This window comes from Streptomyces sp. NPDC002911 (assembly GCF_053591835.1).
Map to the genome: position 1 here is coordinate 72,956 of NZ_JBSFUO010000007.1, position 17,734 is coordinate 90,689.

Here is a 17,734-nt window from a genome sequence, read left to right on the forward strand (position 1 = left end):
CTCCGGCCGCGGGGGCATCGCATCACGCGATGCCCCCGCGGCCGTTTCCTGCGGTCGTACGTTTGCTCCACCTCTTGCCAACGTCTGCGGCACCACCTAACTTCATCCACATATCCAATAGGATCTCTGATGTCGCAGGGATGGTGACCCGGAGACCTTTCTTCCCCGACGCCAGAAGGCTACGAAGATGAAGCCACCTTTGCGCATGGCGCTGGCCGCCTCAAGCGCCATCACGCTGGTCTCGGGGTGCTCGCTGCTGAACACGAGCCCTCCGGTCACCGACGACTGGGCTCCCCGAGGCTCGGTGTCCGCCCTCGTCGCATTCGCCCCCGGTGGCGGCAGCGACCGTTCGGCCCGGATCGTCGCCCAGGGTCTGAACGAACTCGAGGCGGGTTTCGACGTCAACGTCGAGAACAAGGAAGGGGGCTCCGGTGCGGTGGGCTGGGCCACCTTCATGGCCGAGAAGGGCAATGGAAACGCTCTCCTGGTGGCCGAGAGCGCGTTGAACACCCTGCCGATCGCCTACGACGTGCCCTTCACCTACCGGGACTTCACCCCGCTGGTGATGTTCGCGCAGGACTCGCGCATGGTCGTCGTAGGCAAGGACTCCCCGTACGGCACCTGCCGGGAACTGGTGGAGCAGAGCAGGAACAAGCCCGTCAAGACGGGCTCCAGCGGCAAGACCGGCGCGGACTCCCTCGTCGTGTCCGAATTCGAGAAAAACGGCGGCACGTTCTCCGTCGTCCCGTACGGCTCCACCGGCGAGGTCCTCACCGGCCTGCTGGGCGGCCAGATCGACGTGGCTCCCGCAAGCGCCGCGGCCGCCAAGCCATACCTGGAGAGCGGCGACTTCAAGGCGCTGTGCACTCTCACCGGTGAACGCTATGACGATCCTCTGCTCGGCAAGGTGCCGACCGCCCAGGAACAGGGACTGGACGCCCAGGTCACCATCTGGCGCGGCGTACTGGCCCCCGACGGCATCGCAGAAGTCCAGCGTGACTACTGGATCAAGGCGATCCACAAGGCCATGCGGTCCGATTCCTACCGGGACTACATCAAGAGCGACCTGCTGATACCGGTCGACGTCGCCGGTGACGACTTCGAGAAGTACCTCGACGACTACGACAAGCAGATGCAGGAGGCGATGTCATGAGCAGTGCTCCCGCCGCGCCCGCTCGCGGCAGACGGGCCGTCCTCGCCGCGCACACCCTGCTCGCCGCCTTCGGCGGCCTGTTCTTCCTCGGCTCCTTCGCCTACTCGTGGACCAACCCGGAGGACGGCACGATCGGGGCCGGCGCGCTGCCGCGCACGGCCGGACTTCTCCTGCTGCTCGTCGGACTCGGCCTGGTGAGTCAGGAACTGCGCAGCGGTTCCGTCCTCGAAGGCGACGGACACATCGAGGAGTCCGCGGAACACACGGCGGAAGAACGCCGCGCGATGCGCCGCAAGCTCGTCGTCGTCACCGCCGCCATGATCGTCACCGCAGCGCTGATCCCCGTCCTGGGCATGTTGCCGGCCCTGGCCCTGATGACACTGTTCCTGACCGCAGTCGTCGAGCGGATGCGCCGGCCGGCGGCCCTGGCCACCGCTGCCGGGGTCCTCGTCGTCTCGTACCTCCTGTTCGTCGTGGTGCTGCGGGTGCCGCTGCCGTTCGGTCTCTTCGATCCCGCCCTGTGGAGCGTCCTGTGATCGACAACATCGTCACCGGCTTCGGCGCTGCTCTCAGCGCCGAGAACCTCCTCTGGTGCTTCGTCGGAGTCCTGCTCGGTACCGTCATCGGCATTCTGCCGGGTCTCGGGTCGGCCACCGGCGTGGCCATCCTCATCCCGGTGACCCTCACCTTCGACCCGCTGACCGCGCTGATCATGCTCGCGGGCATCTACCACGGCTCCCAGTTCGGGGCCACGATCACCGCCATCCTCATCGCCACCCCGGGCGAGGCCTCCTCCGTCGTCTCCACCCTGGACGGCTACCGGATGGCCCGGCAGGGCAGGGCGGGGCCCGCCCTGGCCATCTCGGCCCTGGGCGCCTTCGTCTCCGCGATGGTCTCCCTGATCGCGCTCGCCGCAGTCGCGCCCCTGTTCGCCGGACTCGCCCTGGACTTCGGTCCTCCCGAGATGCTGGCCGTCATGATCCTCGGCCTCTGCACCATCGTCGTGTTCTCGGGCAAGAACCTGCTGCTCGGCATGGGGCTCGGACTCTGCGGCATCCTCATCGCCTGCATCGGCGTCGACGTGGGCTCCGGCACCCCCCGCTACACCTTCGGCCAGATCGACCTGTTCGGCGGCGTGCCGTACGTCGAGGTCATGATCGGTCTTTTCGCCATCGGTGAACTCCTCAACCAGCTCCACACCGGAATGGCGCAACCCATCAAGGCCCGCTTCCGCGACCTGATGCTCACCAGGGAGGACCTCAGGCGGGCAACCCCCTCAACCGTCCGGGGGACGGTCGTCGGATTCCTGATCGGCTGTCTCCCCGGCGCCGGAACCACATTGGCGTCGTTCATGGCGTACGGAGTGGAGAAACGCTTCTCCAGGCATCGCAGGAAACTGGGCACCGGCGCCATCGAAGGCGTGGTCGCGCCCGACGCCGCCACCAACGCGGCCTCCAACGCCAACTTCGTCCCCACGCTGGTCCTGGGGGTTCCGGGGGGCGCCACCACCGCCGTCCTGCTCGGCGCGTTCCTGATCTACGGGATCCAGCCCGGCCCGCTCCTGTTCGACAACCAGCCCACGCTGGTCTGGGGCCTGCTCGCCTCGTTCTTCATCGGCAACGTGATCCTGCTCCTGCTGAACCTGCCACTCGCCCCGGTGTTCGCCCAACTGTTGCGTATCCGGTACGCGATCCTGTACCCGCTGATCATCGTCACCAGCCTGATCGGCGCGTACTCCGTCAAGAACAGCATGCTGAGTATCTGGATCGTGATCGTCTTCGGCCTCATCGGCTACGGCATGAAGCGGCTCAATCTGCCCGTCGCACCGCTGGTGCTCGGCCTGGTGATCGGCCCACTCTTCGAGAAGGCCCTGGTTCAGACCTCGGCACTCGGAGAGGGCGCCGTACTGCCCCAGATCGCCGACAGTGGGACGGCGATCGGCATCCTCCTTCTCGCCTCCGTGCTCGTTGCCGGGCCCGCAGCCGGCAAGGCGATACGCACGAAGAGCGACACGCCCCACACGGCCGACGCGAAGGTCCTCGAATCCGTCGGCGCTCCGGCGGGCGAGCCCATGGCGGGCGCCGACACGTCGCCGCCCGCCCCCGCCGACGATTCCACCCGCACCGGCGATGCCCCTTCCCGGCCGGCAGACCGGGACAGCTCCGCCAACCAGGAAAGGCAGTCATGAGCACCACGACCACGAACCGCCCCCGCATCGCCGTCACCCTCGGCGACCCGGGAGGTGTCGGCCCCGAGCTGATCGCGAAGCTGCTGTCCCGCCCGGAGAACACCTCTGCCGCCGACATCGTGATCATCTCCGACGAGACCGAGCTGAAGGCGGCGGGCGAGGAATCCGGCTTCCCCGTCGTCCACTCCACCGAGCCGGCGGAGGGCGTCCCACTGCTGCACGACAACAGTGCCGCCCGTCCCGTGCAGACCTTCGAGCGGCGCAAGGCCACGGAGGCCGGAGGCCGCTGGGCACTCGGCAACCTCCGGACCGCCCTCGACATGGCGAAGCGCGGTGAGGCGGACGCCATCCTCTTCGCCCCGCTCAACAAGACGTCCCTCCACCTGGCGGGTATGACCGAGAACGACGAACTGCGCTGGTTCGAAGAGGTCCTGGACGTGAAGGACTTCACCTCGGAGCTCAACGTTCTTCCCGGCCTGTGGACCGCGCGCGTCACCTCTCACGTCTCGATCGCGGAGGTCGACGCGGGCATCACACAGGAGAACGTCGTACGGGCGGGCCGCCTCCTGGACCGAGTGCTGCGGGAGTCCGGTCTGGAAGCACCGAGGATCGGGGTCTGCGCGCTCAACCCGCACGCGGGTGAGAACGGCAAGTTCGGCCGTCACGAGCTGGACATCATCGGCCCCGGGATCGCCGACCTGGCCGGTGAGGGCATCGACATCCATGGACCGTTTCCGTCCGACACCATCTTCTTGCGGGCAAAGGCCGGAGACTTCGACGGCATCCTGACCATGTATCACGACCAGGGCCAGATCGCGATGAAGCTGATGGGCTTCGACGGCGGTGTGACCATCGCCGGAGGCCTGCCGGTCCCCATCTGCACCCCGGCTCACGGAACGGCCTTCGACGTCGTCGGCAAAGGCGTCGCCAACACCGGATCCATCCAGAACGCCTTCGACCTGGCGGTCCGCATAGGCGCCCGCCGGGCGGCACGGGCATGAATCGACGGCGGCCGTGAGCGGAGCCCGCAGGCGAGCCCCGTCAGTCTTCCCGCCCAGGGGATGTGCTGGCGGACCAAGACCCGTCTCACCGGAATCTCCTGTATGCCCCCCAGACCCGGATTCGGGAGCGCCCCCGGGACGCTACGGTGTCCGCACCGGTAGGACCGGATGACGACCGGACGATACGAACAACGGAGCAGTGGTGGCGCAGGACGCAGGGTGGGGCGGGGGCGCCTACGGGGGCGCGCCGTACGGCGGAAGTCCCTACGGGGGGCCGCCGGGTTGGGGCGGCTGGGCGCCGCCGCCGAAGCCAGGGGTGATACCGCTCGCCCCGCTGAGGCTGGGGGACGTGCTGGGCGGGGCGTTCACGACGATGGGCAGGTACTGGAAGCAGTTGTTCGGCCTGGCCGCCGCCCTCTACGGCGGCGCCGCGCTGCTGATGACGGCGGCGGTCGCCATCGCCTACTCCGCCGTCTCCGAACACCTGGAGCGGGTGGCCTTCCTCGACTACGGCGAGGAGGCTTCGTCCGCGGACCTCGTCCCGCTCGTGACCGCGGGCTGCCTCCTCGCGTTGCTGGGCATCGCCACCGTGACGATCGTCTCCAGCCTGATGTACGCGGCGGTTCCCGCCGTGCTGCAGGAGGCGGTCCTGGGCAGGCCCATCGCCTTCGCGACGGTGTGGCGCAGGGCGTGGTCCCGTGTCGTTCCCGTGATCGGCGCTCTGATCCTCACCGCCCTGGTCGCCATCGTGCCCGTACTGCTCCTCACAGCGGCCCTCACCACGGCGGTCATCAGCCTCGTCACCATGGCCAGTGATGGCGGCGCCGCCATCACCATCACCGTGGGCATCGTCGGCGCCCTGATCACCGGGCCGCTTGCCGTCTGGCTCTGGATAAAGGTCTGCCTGGCACCGGCGGCCGTGGTCTTCGAGGGCCAGGGGCCCGTCGCCGCGCTGCGGCGCTCGTCCGAGCTGGTGCGCGGCGACTGGTGGCGGATCTTCGGCATCGTGCTGCTGGCCGGTCTCATGGCGGCCGTGGCCGGCTATGTCGTCCAGATACCGTTCTCGGTACTCGGCGTCTTCCCCGGTATCATCGGGACGGCGTCGCTGGACGACGACCCGAGCCCCACAGCTCTGATGGTCGCGATGAGCGGCTATCTGATCGCCACCATGCTGGGCGGGCTGGTGAGCCAGATCATCTCTACGACGTTCCCGCAGCTGGTCGCCGGTCTGCTCTACGTCGACCGGCGGATACGGACGGAGAACCTGGGCCCGGTACTGGCCGAGGCGGCCGGCGTACCGCAGCAGGGACCGATGGCACCGCCGTACGGGGGCGCCGCCCCGCAGTGGTGATCAGGCCGGGCCCCGGTCGGTCCCCCGGCGAGTTCTTCGGCCTGAGCACGCAGAACTCGTCGCCCTCGGGCCGGAGCCGAAGCACATGCCCGGCATCGCGGACGCTTCGGCGCCGATGGCGACTCGTCCTCGGCCTCGGACAGCACCTGCCGGTCCAGCGCCCCGCACCGGAAGCGGGCGAGCTACGGCAGATCGTGGGCGTCGACGGCGAGTGGGAAAAACGAACGGCCACGCCCGCCAGTCTGCCTGGCGGGCATGGCCGTTCATCGCCCCTGAACGGACAACGGCTGGAATCAGACGTTGAAGCCGAGCGCGCGAAGCTGCTCACGGCCGTCGTCGGTGATCTTGTCCGGGCCCCACGGCGGCATCCAGACCCAGTTGATCCGCAGCTCGCTGACGATGCCGTCCGTCGCGGACTTCGCCTGGTCCTCGATGACATCGGTCAGCGGACAGGCCGCGGACGTCAGCGTCATGTCGAGCGTAGCGATGTTCGCGTCGTCGATGTGGATGCCGTAGATCAGGCCCAGGTTGACGACGTCGATCCCCAGCTCGGGGTCGACCACGTCGTACAGCGCCTCGCGGACCTCCTCCTCGGAGGCCGGCTTGGTCGTGAGGGTCTCGTTGTCGCTCATGCCGTCTTCCCTTCGGACAGCGCCTGCGCCGTCGCATCCTTCCACGCCATCCAGCTCAGCAGCGCGCACTTGACCCGGGCCGGGTACTTGGAGACACCGGCGAACGCGACCGCGTCCTCCAGCACCTCCTCCATCGCGTCGTCCGGCTCCAGCTGGCCCTTGGACTGCATCAGTTCCAGGAATGTCTCCTGGATCTTCTGCGCATCGCCGAGCTGCTTGCCGACCAGCAGTTCGTTGAGTACGGACGCGCTGGCCTGGCTGATGGAGCAGCCCTGGCCCTCATAACTGACGTCGACGATGGTGTCGCCGTCGTATTTCACGCGGAGCGTGATCTCGTCGCCGCACGTCGGGTTGACGTGGTGCACCTCGGCGTCGCCGTCCCGCAGGCCACGCCCGTGGGGGTGCTTGTAGTGGTCCAGGATCACTTCCTGGTACATGGAATCAAGCTTCACCAGTCAACCCTCAGCCGCTCTGCCATCTAACCGAAAAAGTTCCGCACATGCTCCAGGCCGTCCACCAGGGCGTCGACCTCGGCGGGCGTGGAGTACAGATAGAACGACGCTCGCGTCGTCGCAGGAATTCCGTACCGCAGGCATACCGGCCGTGCGCAGTGGTGTCCGACCCGGACGGCGATGCCCTGTTCGTCGAGTACCTGACCCACGTCGTGGGGATGGATGTCGCCGAGCGTGAAGGAGATCGTCGCACCGCGGTCCTCGGCCGTCGCCGGACCGATGATCCGCAGGTCGGGGACCTCCAGAAGCCGCTTCACCGCGTACTCGGTGATCGCCTGCTCATGGCGGTGGATGTTCTCCATACCGATGGCCGAGAGGTAGTCCACGGCCGCGCCGAGGCCGACGGCCTGCGCGATCGGGGGCGTACCGGCCTCGAACTTGTACGGCGCGGGCGCGTACGTCGACGAGTGCATCGACACGGTCTCGATCATCTCGCCGCCGCCGAGGAACGGCGGCAGGTCCTCCAGGAGCTCCTGCCGTCCCCAGAGCACGCCGATGCCCGTCGGGCCGACCATCTTGTGGCCGGTGAAGGCCACGAAGTCGGCCTGCAGCGCCTGCACGTCGAGCACCATGTGCGGGGCCGCCTGCGAGGCGTCGATGCAGACCAGCGCGCCTACCTGCTGGGCACGGCGGATGATCTTCTCGACCGGGTTGATCGTGCCCATGATGTTGGAGACCAGGGTGAAGGAGACGATCTTCGTCTTCTCCGTGATGATCTCGTCGATGTCGGACAGGTCCAGCCTGCCGTCGTCCGTGATGCCGAACCACTTCAGCTTCGCGCCCGTGCGCTGCGAGAGCAGCTGCCACGGCACGATGTTGGAGTGGTGCTCCATCTCCGTGGTGACGATTTCGGTGTCGCTGTCGACCCGGTAGGGCTCGTCGGCCCAGCCGAGCATGTTGGCCACGAGGTTGAGTGACTCCGAGGCGTTCTTGGTGAAGATCACCTCGTTGCGGCTGGGTGCGTTGATGAAGGCCGCGACCTTGTCGCGAGCGCCCTCGTACAGCGCGGTGGCCTCCTCGGCGATCGTGTACACACCGCGGTGGACGTTGGCGTTGTGCCGCTCGTAGTACTCGTTGAGCGCGTCGAGCACCTGGCGCGGCTTCTGCGAGGTCGCCGCGCTGTCCAGGTAAACGATCTTCTTGCCGTCGTGGACCGTGCGGTCCAGGATCGGGAAGTCCTTGCGGATCGCCTCGGTGTCGAGGAGGCCGGAGAGCCCCTGTCGGGCGTCAGTCACGCGGAAGCGCCACCCTTCGTGTAGGCCTCGTAGCCCTCGTTCTCCAGCGTGTCTGCGAGCTCGGCGCCACCGGAAGCGGCGATCCGGCCGTTGGCGAAGACATGCACGTAGTCGGGCTTGATGTACTTGAGGATGCGTGTGTAGTGCGTGATCAGCAGGGTGCCGACCTCGCCGGACTCGCGCACGCGGTTGACGCCTTCGGAGACGGTCTTCAGCGCGTCGACGTCCAGGCCGGAGTCGGTCTCGTCGAGGATCGCGACCTTCGGCTTGAGGAGCTCCAGCTGGAGGATCTCGTGACGCTTCTTCTCACCGCCGGAGAAGCCCTCGTTGACGTTGCGCTCGGCGAAGGCGGGGTCCATCTGGAGCCCGGCCATCGTCTCCTTGACCTCCTTCACCCACGTACGCAGCTTGGGCGCCTCGCCGCGGACGGCGGTGGCGGAGGTGCGCAGGAAGTTGGAGACGGAGACGCCGGGGATCTCCACCGGGTACTGCATGGCGAGGAACAGGCCGGCGCGGGCGCGCTCGTCGACGGACATCTCCAGGACGTCCTCGCCGTCCAGGGTCACCGTGCCACTCGTGATCGTGTACTTGGGGTGACCCGCGAGCGAGTAGGCGAGGGTGGACTTGCCGGACCCGTTCGGGCCCATGATGGCGTGGGTCTCGCCCTGCTTAACGGTCAGGTCGACGCCTTTGAGGATCTCCTTAGTGGCGTTGTCGGCCTCGACGGAGACGTGCAGGTCGCGGATTTCAAGCGTTGCCATGGGTGACTCAGGACTCCTGGGTGACGGAGACGAGCACATCGTCCCCTTCGATCTTTACGGGGTATACGGGGACGGGGCGCGTCGCGGGAAGGCCGGACGGCTTGCCGGTGCGGAGGTCGAAGCTCGATCCGTGCAGCCAGCACTCGATCGAGCAGTCCTCCACTTCGCCCTCCGACAGCGAGACGTTCGCGTGCGAGCAGATGTCGTTGATTGCGAACACCTCGCCCTCGGTGCGGACGACGGATACCGGCGTGCCGTCGAGCTCCACCCGCTTCGGGGTGTCGTCCTCCAGCTCGCTCAGCGCACAGGCTTTGACGAAGGCCATCAGACCGACGCCTTCAGCTCGGTCTCGATCTTGTCGAGGAGGCGGGCTTCGACGTCCGGCAGACCGATCTGCTGGACCAGCTCGGCGAAGAAGCCGCGCACGACGAGCCTGCGGGCGTCCTCGGCCGGGATACCGCGGGACTGCAGGTAGAACAGCTGCTCGTCGTCGAAGCGGCCGGTCGCCGAGGCGTGGCCGGCGCCGATGATCTCGCCGGTCTCGATCTCCAGGTTCGGCACGGAGTCGACCCGGGCACCGTCGGTGAGAACCAGGTTGCGGTTCATCTCGTAGGTGTCGGTTCCCTCGGCGGCCGCCTCGATGAGGACGTCGCCGATCCAGACGGCGTGTGCGCCGTCGCCCTGCAGCGCGCCCTTGTAGGCCACGTTGGACTTGCAGTGCGGTGCGTTGTGGTCGACCAGGAGGCGGTGCTCCTGATGCTGGCCCTTGTCGGTGAAGTACAGACCGAAGAGCTCCGCCTCGCCGCCGGTGGCCGCGTAGACGACCCGCGGGTGGAGGCGGACCACGTCGCCGCCGAAGGTGACGACGATGGACTTGAAGGAGGCGTCCCGGCCGATCAGCGCGTTGTGCTGACCGACGTGGACGGCCTCGTCGTCCCAGTCCTGGACGGAGACGACGGTGAGCTTCGCACCGTCGCCCAGGACGTAGTCGACGTTGGCGGCGAACACCGCGTCACCGGTGTGGTCGATGACGACGACGGCCTCTGCGAAGGCGCCCAGCTCGATGACCTGATGGCCGTAGGCCACACCGCCCTCGCCGTGCACGGCAATGCGCACCGGCTCGGTGAGCACGGCCTCCTTGGCGACCGTCACGACCGAGGCCTGCTCGAAGGACGAGTACGCCTGGGCGGCGACACGGTCCGCCGGGGTGCCCGCCCTGCCGAGCCGCGCGTCGTCGCGGCCGACGGTCTCGACCGTGACGCCCGAGGGCGCCTCGATCACGACCTTGACACCGCCACCGGTCGCGACGGCGGTGCCGTCGTGCAGTCCGCGCAGCCGCTCCAGCGGAGTGAACCGCCATTCCTCCTCGCGGCCGTGCGGGACCGGGAAGTCCGCGACGTCGAAGGACGGGGGTGCGCTCATGCGCGTGGCGACGGTCGACTCGGCGGCCACCGCGATGGACCCGGCGGTGGTGGACCCCACCGGAATGTTCTGAGCCTCAGCCATGGCTGTCGTAGTGCTCGCTTTCTCAGTCAGGAACTCTCGGGGATTCGATCGGCGGACGGCGCGCGGCCGTGCTAGCCGACCGAACCCTCCATCTGCAGCTCGATCAGCCGGTTGAGCTCCAGGGCGTACTCCATGGGCAGCTCCTTGGCGATCGGCTCGACGAAGCCACGCACGATCATCGCCATGGCCTCGAACTCCGTCATGCCGCGGCTCATCAGGTAGAAGAGCTGGTCCTCGGAGACCTTGGAGACGGTCGCCTCATGACCCATCGACACGTCGTCCTCGCGGACGTCGACGTACGGATAGGTGTCGGAGCGGGAGACGGTGTCCACGAGCAGCGCGTCGCACAGCACGTTGGACTTGGCGCCCGGCGCGCCCTCGCCGATCTCGATGAGTCCCCGGTAAGAGGTGCGGCCACCGCCTCGTGCCACCGACTTGGAGACGATGTTGGAGGAGGTGTTCGGTGCCATGTGGACCATCTTGGCGCCGGCGTCCTGGTGCTGGCCCTCGCCCGCGAATGCGATGGACAGGGTCTCGCCCTTGGCGTGCTCGCCCATCAGGTAGACGGCCGGGTACTTCATGGTGACCTTGGAGCCGATGTTGCCGTCGACCCACTCCATGGTCGCGCCCTCGTACGCCACGGCACGCTTGGTGACCAGGTTGTACACGTTGTTCGACCAGTTCTGGATGGTCGTGTAGCGGCAGCGGCCGCCCTTCTTCACGATGATCTCGACGACCGCGGAGTGCAGCGAGTCCGAGGAGTAGATCGGCGCGGTGCAGCCCTCGACGTAGTGGACGTAGGCGTCCTCGTCGACGATGATCAGCGTCCGCTCGAACTGGCCCATGTTCTCCGTGTTGATACGGAAGTAGGCCTGGAGCGGGATCTCGACGTGCACGCCCTTCGGCACGTAGATGAAGGAGCCGCCGGACCACACGGCGGAGTTCAGCGAGGCGAACTTGTTGTCACCGACGGGGATGATGGTGCCGAAGTACTCCTTGAAGAGCTCCGGGTGCTCCTTGAGCGCGGTGTCGGTGTCCATGAAGATGACACCCTGCGCCTCGAGCTCCTCGTTGATCTGGTGGTACACCACCTCGGACTCGTACTGCGCGGCGACACCGGCGACCAGGCGCTGCTTCTCCGCCTCCGGGATGCCGAGCTTGTCGTACGTGTTCTTGATGTCCTCGGGCAGGTCCTCCCAGGACTCCGCCTGCTTCTCCGTGGACCGCACGAAGTACTTGATGTTGTCGAAGTCGATGCCCGACAGGTCCGAGCCCCAGTTCGGCATGGGCTTCTTGCCGAACAGCTTCAGGCCCTTGAGCCGGAGCTTGAGCATCCACTCCGGCTCGTTCTTCTTCTCCGAGATGTCACGGACGACAGCTTCGGACAGGCCGCGCTTGGCCGCCGCGCCTGCCGCGTCGGAGTCGGCCCAGCCGAATTCGTACGTACCCAGACCCTCGAGCTCAGGGTGGGCAGTCTCCGTAGGGAGCGTCATGCGGGGTTCCTCCCGGCCGTACTTGCAGATGCTGTATGGGTGGTCTGTGAAGCCTGTGCTGCTGCGGGGCTGCCGCGCGGAACGAACGTCGTGCACACACCGTCGCCGTGGGCGAGGGTGGCGAGACGCTGCACATGGGTCCCGAGCAGACTGGAGAAGAATTCCGTCTCCGCCTCGCACAGCTGCGGGAACTGCTCGGCTACGTGCGCGACCGGGCAGTGGTGCTGGCAGAGCTGCTCGCCCTGCTGGGCGCCCGGCGCGCTACGCGCCGTAGCAGCGTACCCGTCGGCGGACAAGGCCTTGGCCAAGGCCTCGGTGCGCGCCTCGGGGCCCGCGACCTCGATCACGGCGCGGTACGTCTCGAACTGGGCGGTCATCCTGGCGCGGGCGAAGGCGACGAGCGCCTCATCCCCCGCCGTGTCGGCGATCCAGCGCAGCGCGTCGGCCGCGAGCTTGTCGTAGGACTGGTCGAACGCGTCCCGGCCGCAGTCGGTGAGGGCGAAGACCCTGGCCGGACGGCCACGGGTCCGCGCTCCGTAGACCCGCTGCTCGCGGGCCTCGACCACCTCGTCGGAGACGAGGGCGTCCAGGTGACGGCGCACCGCGGCCTGGGTCAGGCCGACACGCTTCGCCAGATCGGCGGCGGTGGACGGCCCGTGGTTCAGGATGGAGCGCGCGACCCGGTTGCGCGTCGAACGCTCACCGGTCGCGAGTTCCTCCTGAGGAGCCTCGCCAACGTATTTCACAACGCCATTGTTGCGTAATTCCTTCGGGCGTGACAACCCACCTCGGAACCGGGCGCGGTGCCCTTCATCACTTAGGCATACCTAAGTTGACCTGCGAAAACAGCCGATCACGACAGGCCGCCGCAGGTGGGAGCCCTCCGGTCCCACCGGCGGCCGGGCCCCCGGGAGCACCCCGATGACGCCGGGGAACCCGGCTGGCCGGACCCCGGTCCGGCCAGCCTAGACTTGCCCGCCATGAGCAGCGAGCCCGTCGTACAGGCAAGGGGCCTTGTCAAGCGGTACGGCACCAAGACGGCGGTCAACGGCCTCGATCTGGAGGTCGCGGCGGGTGCGGTGACCGCGGTCCTCGGCCCGAACGGCGCCGGGAAGACGACCACGGTCGAGACCTGCGAGGGCTACCGCCGGCCGGACGAGGGGACCGTACGGGTCCTCGGCCTCGACCCCGTCGCGGACGCCTCGGCGCTCCGCCCCCGGATCGGCGTGATGCTGCAGTCCGGCGGTGTCTACTCCGGCGCCCGCGCCGACGAGATGCTGCGCCACATGGCCAAGCTGCACGCCCATCCGCTGGACGTCGACGCGCTCGTCGAGCGGCTCGGACTCGGCAGCTGCGGCCGGACCACCTACCGTCGGCTCTCCGGCGGCCAGCAGCAGCGCCTGGCGCTGGCCATGGCCGTCGTCGGCCGCCCCGAGCTGGTCTTCCTGGACGAGCCGACGGCCGGTCTCGACCCGCAGGCCCGCCGCTCCACCTGGAACCTGATCAGGGAGCTGCGCACCGACGGGGTGTCGGTCGTCCTCACCACCCACTTCATGGACGAGGCCGAGGAGCTCGCCGACGACGTCGCCGTCATCGACGCGGGCCACGTCATCGCCCAGGGCAGCCCCGAGCAACTGTGCCGCGGCGGCGCCGAAAACACCCTGCGGTTCACCGGCCGCCCCGGTCTGGACCTCGGCTCGCTGCTGAAGGCGCTGCCGGACGGCAGCGAGGCGGCCGAGCTCACCACCGGCGCGTACCGCATCACCGGGCAGATCGACCCTGAGCTGCTCGCGACCGTCACCTCCTGGTGCGCCCAGCACGGCGTGATGCCGGACGGCATCGCGGTGGAGCGGCACACCCTCGAGGACGTCTTCCTGGAACTGACCGGCAAGGAGCTGCGCGCATGAGCGCCGGTACGTACACCCCGCGCCCCGGCGCCGCCCCGCTGCCTCGCATGATCGCCGCGCAGGCCGCGCTGGAGACGCGGATGCTCCTGCGCAACGGCGAGCAACTGCTGCTGACTGTGGTCATCCCGACGCTGCTGCTCGTGCTGTTCAGCGCGGTCGACATCATCGACACCGGCGCGGGTGAACCGGTCGACTTCCTGGCGCCCGGCGTCCTCGCACTCGCGGTGATGTCCACGGCCTTCACGGGCCAGGCGATCGCGACCGGTTTCGAGCGCCGCTACGGGGTGCTCAAGCGGCTGGGCGCCTCGCCGCTGCCCCGCTGGGGCCTGATGACGGCGAAGACCCTCTCGGTGCTGGTCACGGAGGTGCTGCAGATCGTCCTGCTGACGGTGATCGCCATCGCCCTGGGCTGGTCACCCGCGGGCAATCCGTTCGCCGCGCTGCTGCTCCTGGTGCTGGGCACCGTGGCCTTCTCCGGACTCGGGCTGCTGATGGCGGGGACGCTGAAGGCCGAGGCGACGCTGGCCGCGGCCAACCTGGTCTTCCTGCTGCTGCTGGTCGGCGGCGGGGTCGTCGTCCCGCTGGACAAGTTCCCGGACGCGGCGCAGTCGGTCCTGGGCATGCTCCCGATCTCGGCGCTCTCCGACGGGCTCAGGGAGGTCCTGCAGCACGGCGCGGCGATGCCCTGGGGCGACGCGGCGACCTTGGCGGTCTGGGCGGTGCTGGGGCTGGGAGCGGCGGCAAGGTTCTTCCGCTGGGAGTGAGCGGGCACCGGCATACCGCTGATGTGCCGGGTCATCCGGGAACGGACCACCCCTCGTGAAAACTTGCACAAGCCGTTCCCTACGATGGTGCGCGTGGAAACCCCCATCTCCTACATCGCCAAGCGCTGGACTCCGTCGGTGAAGACGGCCAAGCGCGCCGCACTCTCCGCGGTGATGATGAGCGTCTTCATCATCATCACCGGCGGCGCGGTGCGGCTGACCGGTTCCGGCCTGGGCTGCGACACCTGGCCCAAGTGCACCGACGACAGCCTTTTCGCCACGCCGGAGCAGGGTCTGCACGGCGCCATCGAATTCGGCAACCGGATGCTCACGTACGTCCTGTCGGCCGCGGTCGGCTGGGCGATCATCGCGGCGCGCGCCCTGAAACCCCGTCGGCGCGGTCTCACCCGCCTGGCGTGGTCGCAGTTCTGGCTGGTGATGGGAAACGCCGTCATCGGCGGTATCACGGTCTGGGCCGGTCTCAACCCGTGGTCGGTGGCCGGGCACTTCCTGCTCGCCAACTGCCTGCTCACGGTGGCCGTGATCACCTGGGTGCGGATCGGTGAGGGCGACGGCGCACGGCGCCCGCGCGCCCCGCGTCCGGTACGCCAGCTGTCCTGGGCCGTCGTCGCCACCACGGTCGTCCTGATCGTGCTCGGCACCACCGTGACCGGGTCCGGCAAGCACGCCGGTGACAGCAGCGACGTACCGCGCATGCCGTGGGACTGGAACGCCGCCGCGCACATCCACGCCATCGCCGCCTGGGCCGTCTGCGCCCTCGCCATCGCGATGTGGTTCACCCTGCGCGTCGTCGACGCTCCCGTCGACTCCCGGGCACGCGCCCGGGACCTGCTGATCGTGTTGGTGGCTCAGGGCGTCATCGGATACGTGCAGTACTTCAACGACGTACCGGAGATCCTGGTCGGCCTCCACATGTTCGGCTCGGCCCTGCTGTGGATCGCGGTGCTGCGTCTACTGCTGTCGCTGCGCGAGCGCCTGGTGGCCGACGTCGTCCTTCCCGCGCCGACGGCCGGAGACCGGCCGGAGCACGCTGCCGCGCACTGAGCAAGAAGGCCTCCCCGGCACGATTCGCCCCGCATTTCGGCCATAACGCTCCGCGCCTCTGGACCGGTCGCGCCCCGCCCTCCACCCTGGTCACGGTCACCGGCCGCGCGTCCGTCCGGGGGAGGGTGGGGTCATGGGCTCGTGCTCCGGGGAACACCGTATGAACTGTTTCCACGAGAAGGCCTTCCACGTAGGGGCCTTCCAGGACCGCGCCCAGCCGCTGCGCCGCAGTGAGCTCGCCGCGGTTCCGGCGGCCGCGCCGCTGCTGATACCGGTGGCCGCGCTGTTGCTGCTGGTGGCCGACTTCTCCTGGAAGCTGGCCGGACTCGAACTTCTGATCGTCCCCGTCCTGGTGCTCCTCGCACGCCGACGGGTCCGCGGCAAGCGCGATGCCCGCGAGAAGGCGGCGGTCTTCGCCGAGCGTGCGTATCCGCCCGCGGGCAGCGGCAGGTTGGGCGCGGACATCCGGCACTGTTCCGGCTGCACGCGCGTCCTCGTACGGGAGAAGGACACCGACTCCCCGGACGACTACTCCTCCCCCACCGACGCGGACGGCTGGGAGGCCTGGGCCCGCGACGCGGGAGCGGACTTCGGGCCGGCACCCCGGCCGGCCGTGCCGAAGCCCGAGACCGGGGCCGGGCCGGGGCCGGGGCCGCGGAAGTCTTAGGCCTTGTCGTTGGACGGGCCGCCGACCTGGATGCCCGCCATCCGCGACCACTCGTACGGGCCGGTGCGGACCTTCGCCGCGAATTCCCCGTCGAAGTCCTCGTGGACCGTGATGCCCGCCTTCTGCGTGGCGCTCTCCGCGACGGCGTAGGAAGGGGCGATCAGGTCGCCCCAGCCGCCGTCCTCACCGACCAGCACGATGCGGGTACCCAGCTGGCCGAGGTAGGCGAGCTGCCCCTCGGCGCCGCCGTGCTCCTTGGCGAAGACACCGATCTGCTTGGCGAGCTTCGCGGCCCTGCGCTCCGCCCGGGCCGCGTGCTTGCTGTCGTCCGTCTGCTGGGTCTGGGACTCTGCCGTCTCTGCCATGGAAAGGATGCTACCGACGGGTAGATCAACTGGCGACGGGCGGGGGGCGTGGCATCGGCCACGTCCCCCGCCCGTCGGCGGAGCTCCGGTGCGTGCGGGACTACCTCAGGAAGGGGTCCACCGCGACGGCGACGAAGAGGAGCGAGACATAGGTGATGGACCAGTGGAAGAGTCGCATCTCCTTGAGCTTGCCGCCCGTCACGCCCGCTTTCGCCCGGTTCTGCAGGCCGTGCGCCTCCCAGAGCCAGAAACCGCCGGTCAGCAGCGCCACCGCGGTATAGAACCAGCCGGTGTAGCCCAGCGGGGTGAGCAGCAGCGAGACGGCGACCATGACCCAGCTGTAGATGACGATCTGGCGGGCGACCACCCGGTTGGAGGCGACGACCGGAAGCATCGGGACGCCCACCCGGGCGTAGTCCTCCTTCACCTTCATCGACAGCGGCCAGTAGTGCGGCGGCGTCCAGAAGAAGATGACGGCGAAAAGAATCACCGCGGCCCAGGACATCGAATTGGTCACGGCGGACCATCCGATGAGTACGGGCATGCAGCCGGCGATTCCGCCCCAGACGATGTTCTGCGAGGTCCGGCGCTTCAGCAGCATCGTATAGACGACGACATAGAACAGAAGTGCGCCGAGTGAGAGCGCCGCCGAGAGCCAGTTGACGAGGAGTCCGAACCAGACCGTGGAAATCCCCGCGAGGGCGATTCCGAAGACCAGGCACTCCCGCGGGCTCACCATGCCGGTGACCAGTGGCCTCTGCGACGTACGGTCCATCAGCGCGTCGATGTCACGGTCGATATACATGTTGAGCGCGTTGGCACCGCCCGCGGAGAGATATCCGCCGATGGTGGTGGTGACTACGAGCAACAGATCCGGCACGCCCTGAGCGGCGAGGAACATCACCGGAACGGTGGTGATCAGCAGCAGCTCGATGATGCGCGGCTTTGTAAGAGCCACAAATGCCTTGATGCGGGCCCCGAACGGGCGTTGGCCCCCTGGGCTCGGAGTCAAGGCGACCCCTGCGGGTCGGGACTCGACGGCCGTCACGCACACCCCTGACAGAGAAATCCCAGCAAGCTCCGGGCGTGAAGGCGGCCCGGTAAAGACTTGCGCGAACCACACCACTGTAGACG

19 protein-coding genes are annotated in these 17,734 nt (G+C 68.4%); 9 read left to right on the forward strand and 10 right to left on the reverse strand.

The genetic code is table 11. The annotated features are described in order from the left end of the window. The first annotated feature begins 187 nt into the window (after positions 1-187). The 5 genes from ACWD04_RS13375 to ACWD04_RS13395 all read left to right on the forward strand — a co-directional run bounded on the left by ACWD04_RS13375 (position 188) and on the right by ACWD04_RS13395 (position 5,693). The gene (locus tag ACWD04_RS13375) at positions 188-1,153 is read left to right on the forward strand and encodes a tripartite tricarboxylate transporter substrate binding protein (protein ID WP_451131282.1); all 966 of its coding nucleotides are present in this window, start codon (positions 188-190) and stop codon (positions 1,151-1,153) included. Beyond that, positions 1,150-1,689 (forward strand): tripartite tricarboxylate transporter TctB family protein, encoded by a 540-nt coding sequence (locus ACWD04_RS13380; RefSeq protein WP_451131284.1) that lies wholly within the window; start codon positions 1,150-1,152, stop codon positions 1,687-1,689. The genes ACWD04_RS13375 and ACWD04_RS13380 overlap by 4 nt, the downstream gene beginning before the upstream one ends. Then, complete coding sequence (locus ACWD04_RS13385; RefSeq protein WP_451131286.1) at positions 1,686-3,341, forward strand: tripartite tricarboxylate transporter permease; 1,656 nt, start codon at positions 1,686-1,688, stop codon at positions 3,339-3,341. The genes ACWD04_RS13380 and ACWD04_RS13385 overlap by 4 nt, the downstream gene beginning before the upstream one ends. Then, a complete protein-coding gene (locus ACWD04_RS13390; protein ID WP_451131288.1) occupies positions 3,338-4,342 on the forward strand; it encodes a 4-hydroxythreonine-4-phosphate dehydrogenase PdxA in 1,005 nt (334 codons plus the stop codon). Before ACWD04_RS13385 ends, ACWD04_RS13390 begins: the two co-directional genes overlap by 4 nt. A gap of 202 nt (positions 4,343-4,544) precedes the next feature. Further along, positions 4,545-5,693, forward strand: coding sequence for a DUF7847 domain-containing protein (locus ACWD04_RS13395; RefSeq protein WP_451131290.1), 1,149 nt, complete (start codon positions 4,545-4,547; stop codon positions 5,691-5,693). A gap of 293 nt (positions 5,694-5,986) precedes the next feature. Here the strand turns inward: ACWD04_RS13395 and ACWD04_RS13400 are convergent, their stop codons facing one another. The 8 genes from ACWD04_RS13400 to ACWD04_RS13435 form a co-directional block, all read right to left on the reverse strand. Beyond that, positions 5,987-6,325 carry a metal-sulfur cluster assembly factor gene (locus ACWD04_RS13400; protein ID WP_030974666.1) on the reverse strand — a complete coding sequence of 113 codons (339 nt, stop codon included), beginning with the start codon at positions 6,323-6,325 and terminating at the stop codon, positions 5,987-5,989. Then, on the reverse strand, positions 6,322-6,777 hold the full coding sequence (sufU, locus tag ACWD04_RS13405) for a Fe-S cluster assembly sulfur transfer protein SufU (RefSeq protein WP_451131292.1): 456 nt from the start codon (positions 6,775-6,777) through the stop codon (positions 6,322-6,324). Before sufU ends, ACWD04_RS13400 begins: the two co-directional genes overlap by 4 nt. 26 nt (positions 6,778-6,803) lie before the next feature. Then, a complete protein-coding gene (locus ACWD04_RS13410) occupies positions 6,804-8,072 on the reverse strand; it encodes a cysteine desulfurase (RefSeq protein ID WP_451131294.1) in 1,269 nt (422 codons plus the stop codon). Continuing rightward, positions 8,069-8,833 (reverse strand): Fe-S cluster assembly ATPase SufC, encoded by a 765-nt coding sequence (sufC, locus tag ACWD04_RS13415; RefSeq protein ID WP_451131296.1) that lies wholly within the window; start codon positions 8,831-8,833, stop codon positions 8,069-8,071. The genes ACWD04_RS13410 and sufC overlap by 4 nt, the downstream gene beginning before the upstream one ends. A gap of 7 nt (positions 8,834-8,840) precedes the next feature. After that, a complete protein-coding gene (locus ACWD04_RS13420) occupies positions 8,841-9,158 on the reverse strand; it encodes a bifunctional 3-phenylpropionate/cinnamic acid dioxygenase ferredoxin subunit (protein ID WP_018555702.1) in 318 nt (105 codons plus the stop codon). Beyond that, entirely contained in the window at positions 9,158-10,339 is a 1,182-nt protein-coding gene (sufD, locus tag ACWD04_RS13425) for a Fe-S cluster assembly protein SufD (RefSeq protein WP_451131298.1), read from the reverse strand. The genes ACWD04_RS13420 and sufD overlap by 1 nt, the downstream gene beginning before the upstream one ends. A gap of 71 nt (positions 10,340-10,410) precedes the next feature. Next, on the reverse strand, positions 10,411-11,832 hold the full coding sequence (gene sufB / locus ACWD04_RS13430; protein WP_451131300.1) for a Fe-S cluster assembly protein SufB: 1,422 nt from the start codon (positions 11,830-11,832) through the stop codon (positions 10,411-10,413). Beyond that, positions 11,829-12,578, reverse strand: coding sequence for a helix-turn-helix transcriptional regulator (locus tag ACWD04_RS13435; RefSeq protein ID WP_451131302.1), 750 nt, complete (start codon positions 12,576-12,578; stop codon positions 11,829-11,831). Before ACWD04_RS13435 ends, sufB begins: the two co-directional genes overlap by 4 nt. A 234-nt stretch (positions 12,579-12,812) precedes the next feature. Between ACWD04_RS13435 and ACWD04_RS13440 the strand changes: the two genes are divergently transcribed. The 4 genes from ACWD04_RS13440 (at position 12,813) to ACWD04_RS13455 (ending at position 16,235) form a co-directional block, all read left to right on the forward strand. Further along, positions 12,813-13,739, forward strand: a complete 927-nt coding sequence (locus tag ACWD04_RS13440) for an ABC transporter ATP-binding protein (protein WP_451131304.1) — start codon at positions 12,813-12,815, stop codon at positions 13,737-13,739. After that, the gene (locus ACWD04_RS13445; RefSeq protein ID WP_451131306.1) at positions 13,736-14,503 is read left to right on the forward strand and encodes an ABC transporter permease; all 768 of its coding nucleotides are present in this window, start codon (positions 13,736-13,738) and stop codon (positions 14,501-14,503) included. The genes ACWD04_RS13440 and ACWD04_RS13445 overlap by 4 nt, the downstream gene beginning before the upstream one ends. Positions 14,504-14,587: 84 nt before the next feature. Next, the gene (locus ACWD04_RS13450; RefSeq protein WP_451131308.1) at positions 14,588-15,568 is read left to right on the forward strand and encodes a COX15/CtaA family protein; all 981 of its coding nucleotides are present in this window, start codon (positions 14,588-14,590) and stop codon (positions 15,566-15,568) included. A gap of 160 nt (positions 15,569-15,728) precedes the next feature. Continuing rightward, positions 15,729-16,235 carry a hypothetical protein gene (locus tag ACWD04_RS13455; RefSeq protein ID WP_451131310.1) on the forward strand — a complete coding sequence of 169 codons (507 nt, stop codon included), beginning with the start codon at positions 15,729-15,731 and terminating at the stop codon, positions 16,233-16,235. On the opposite strand, the gene ACWD04_RS13460 is transcribed toward ACWD04_RS13455, so the two are convergent. Then, complete coding sequence (locus ACWD04_RS13460; protein ID WP_451131312.1) at positions 16,232-16,600, reverse strand: hypothetical protein; 369 nt, start codon at positions 16,598-16,600, stop codon at positions 16,232-16,234. The two genes, ACWD04_RS13455 and ACWD04_RS13460, sit on opposite strands and share 4 nt — an antisense overlap. A gap of 100 nt (positions 16,601-16,700) precedes the next feature. Then, positions 16,701-17,654: a heme o synthase gene (locus ACWD04_RS13465; protein ID WP_451131314.1), complete on the reverse strand. Its 954-nt coding sequence runs from the start codon at positions 17,652-17,654 to the stop codon at positions 16,701-16,703. Between the last annotated feature and the right edge of the window lie 80 nt (positions 17,655-17,734).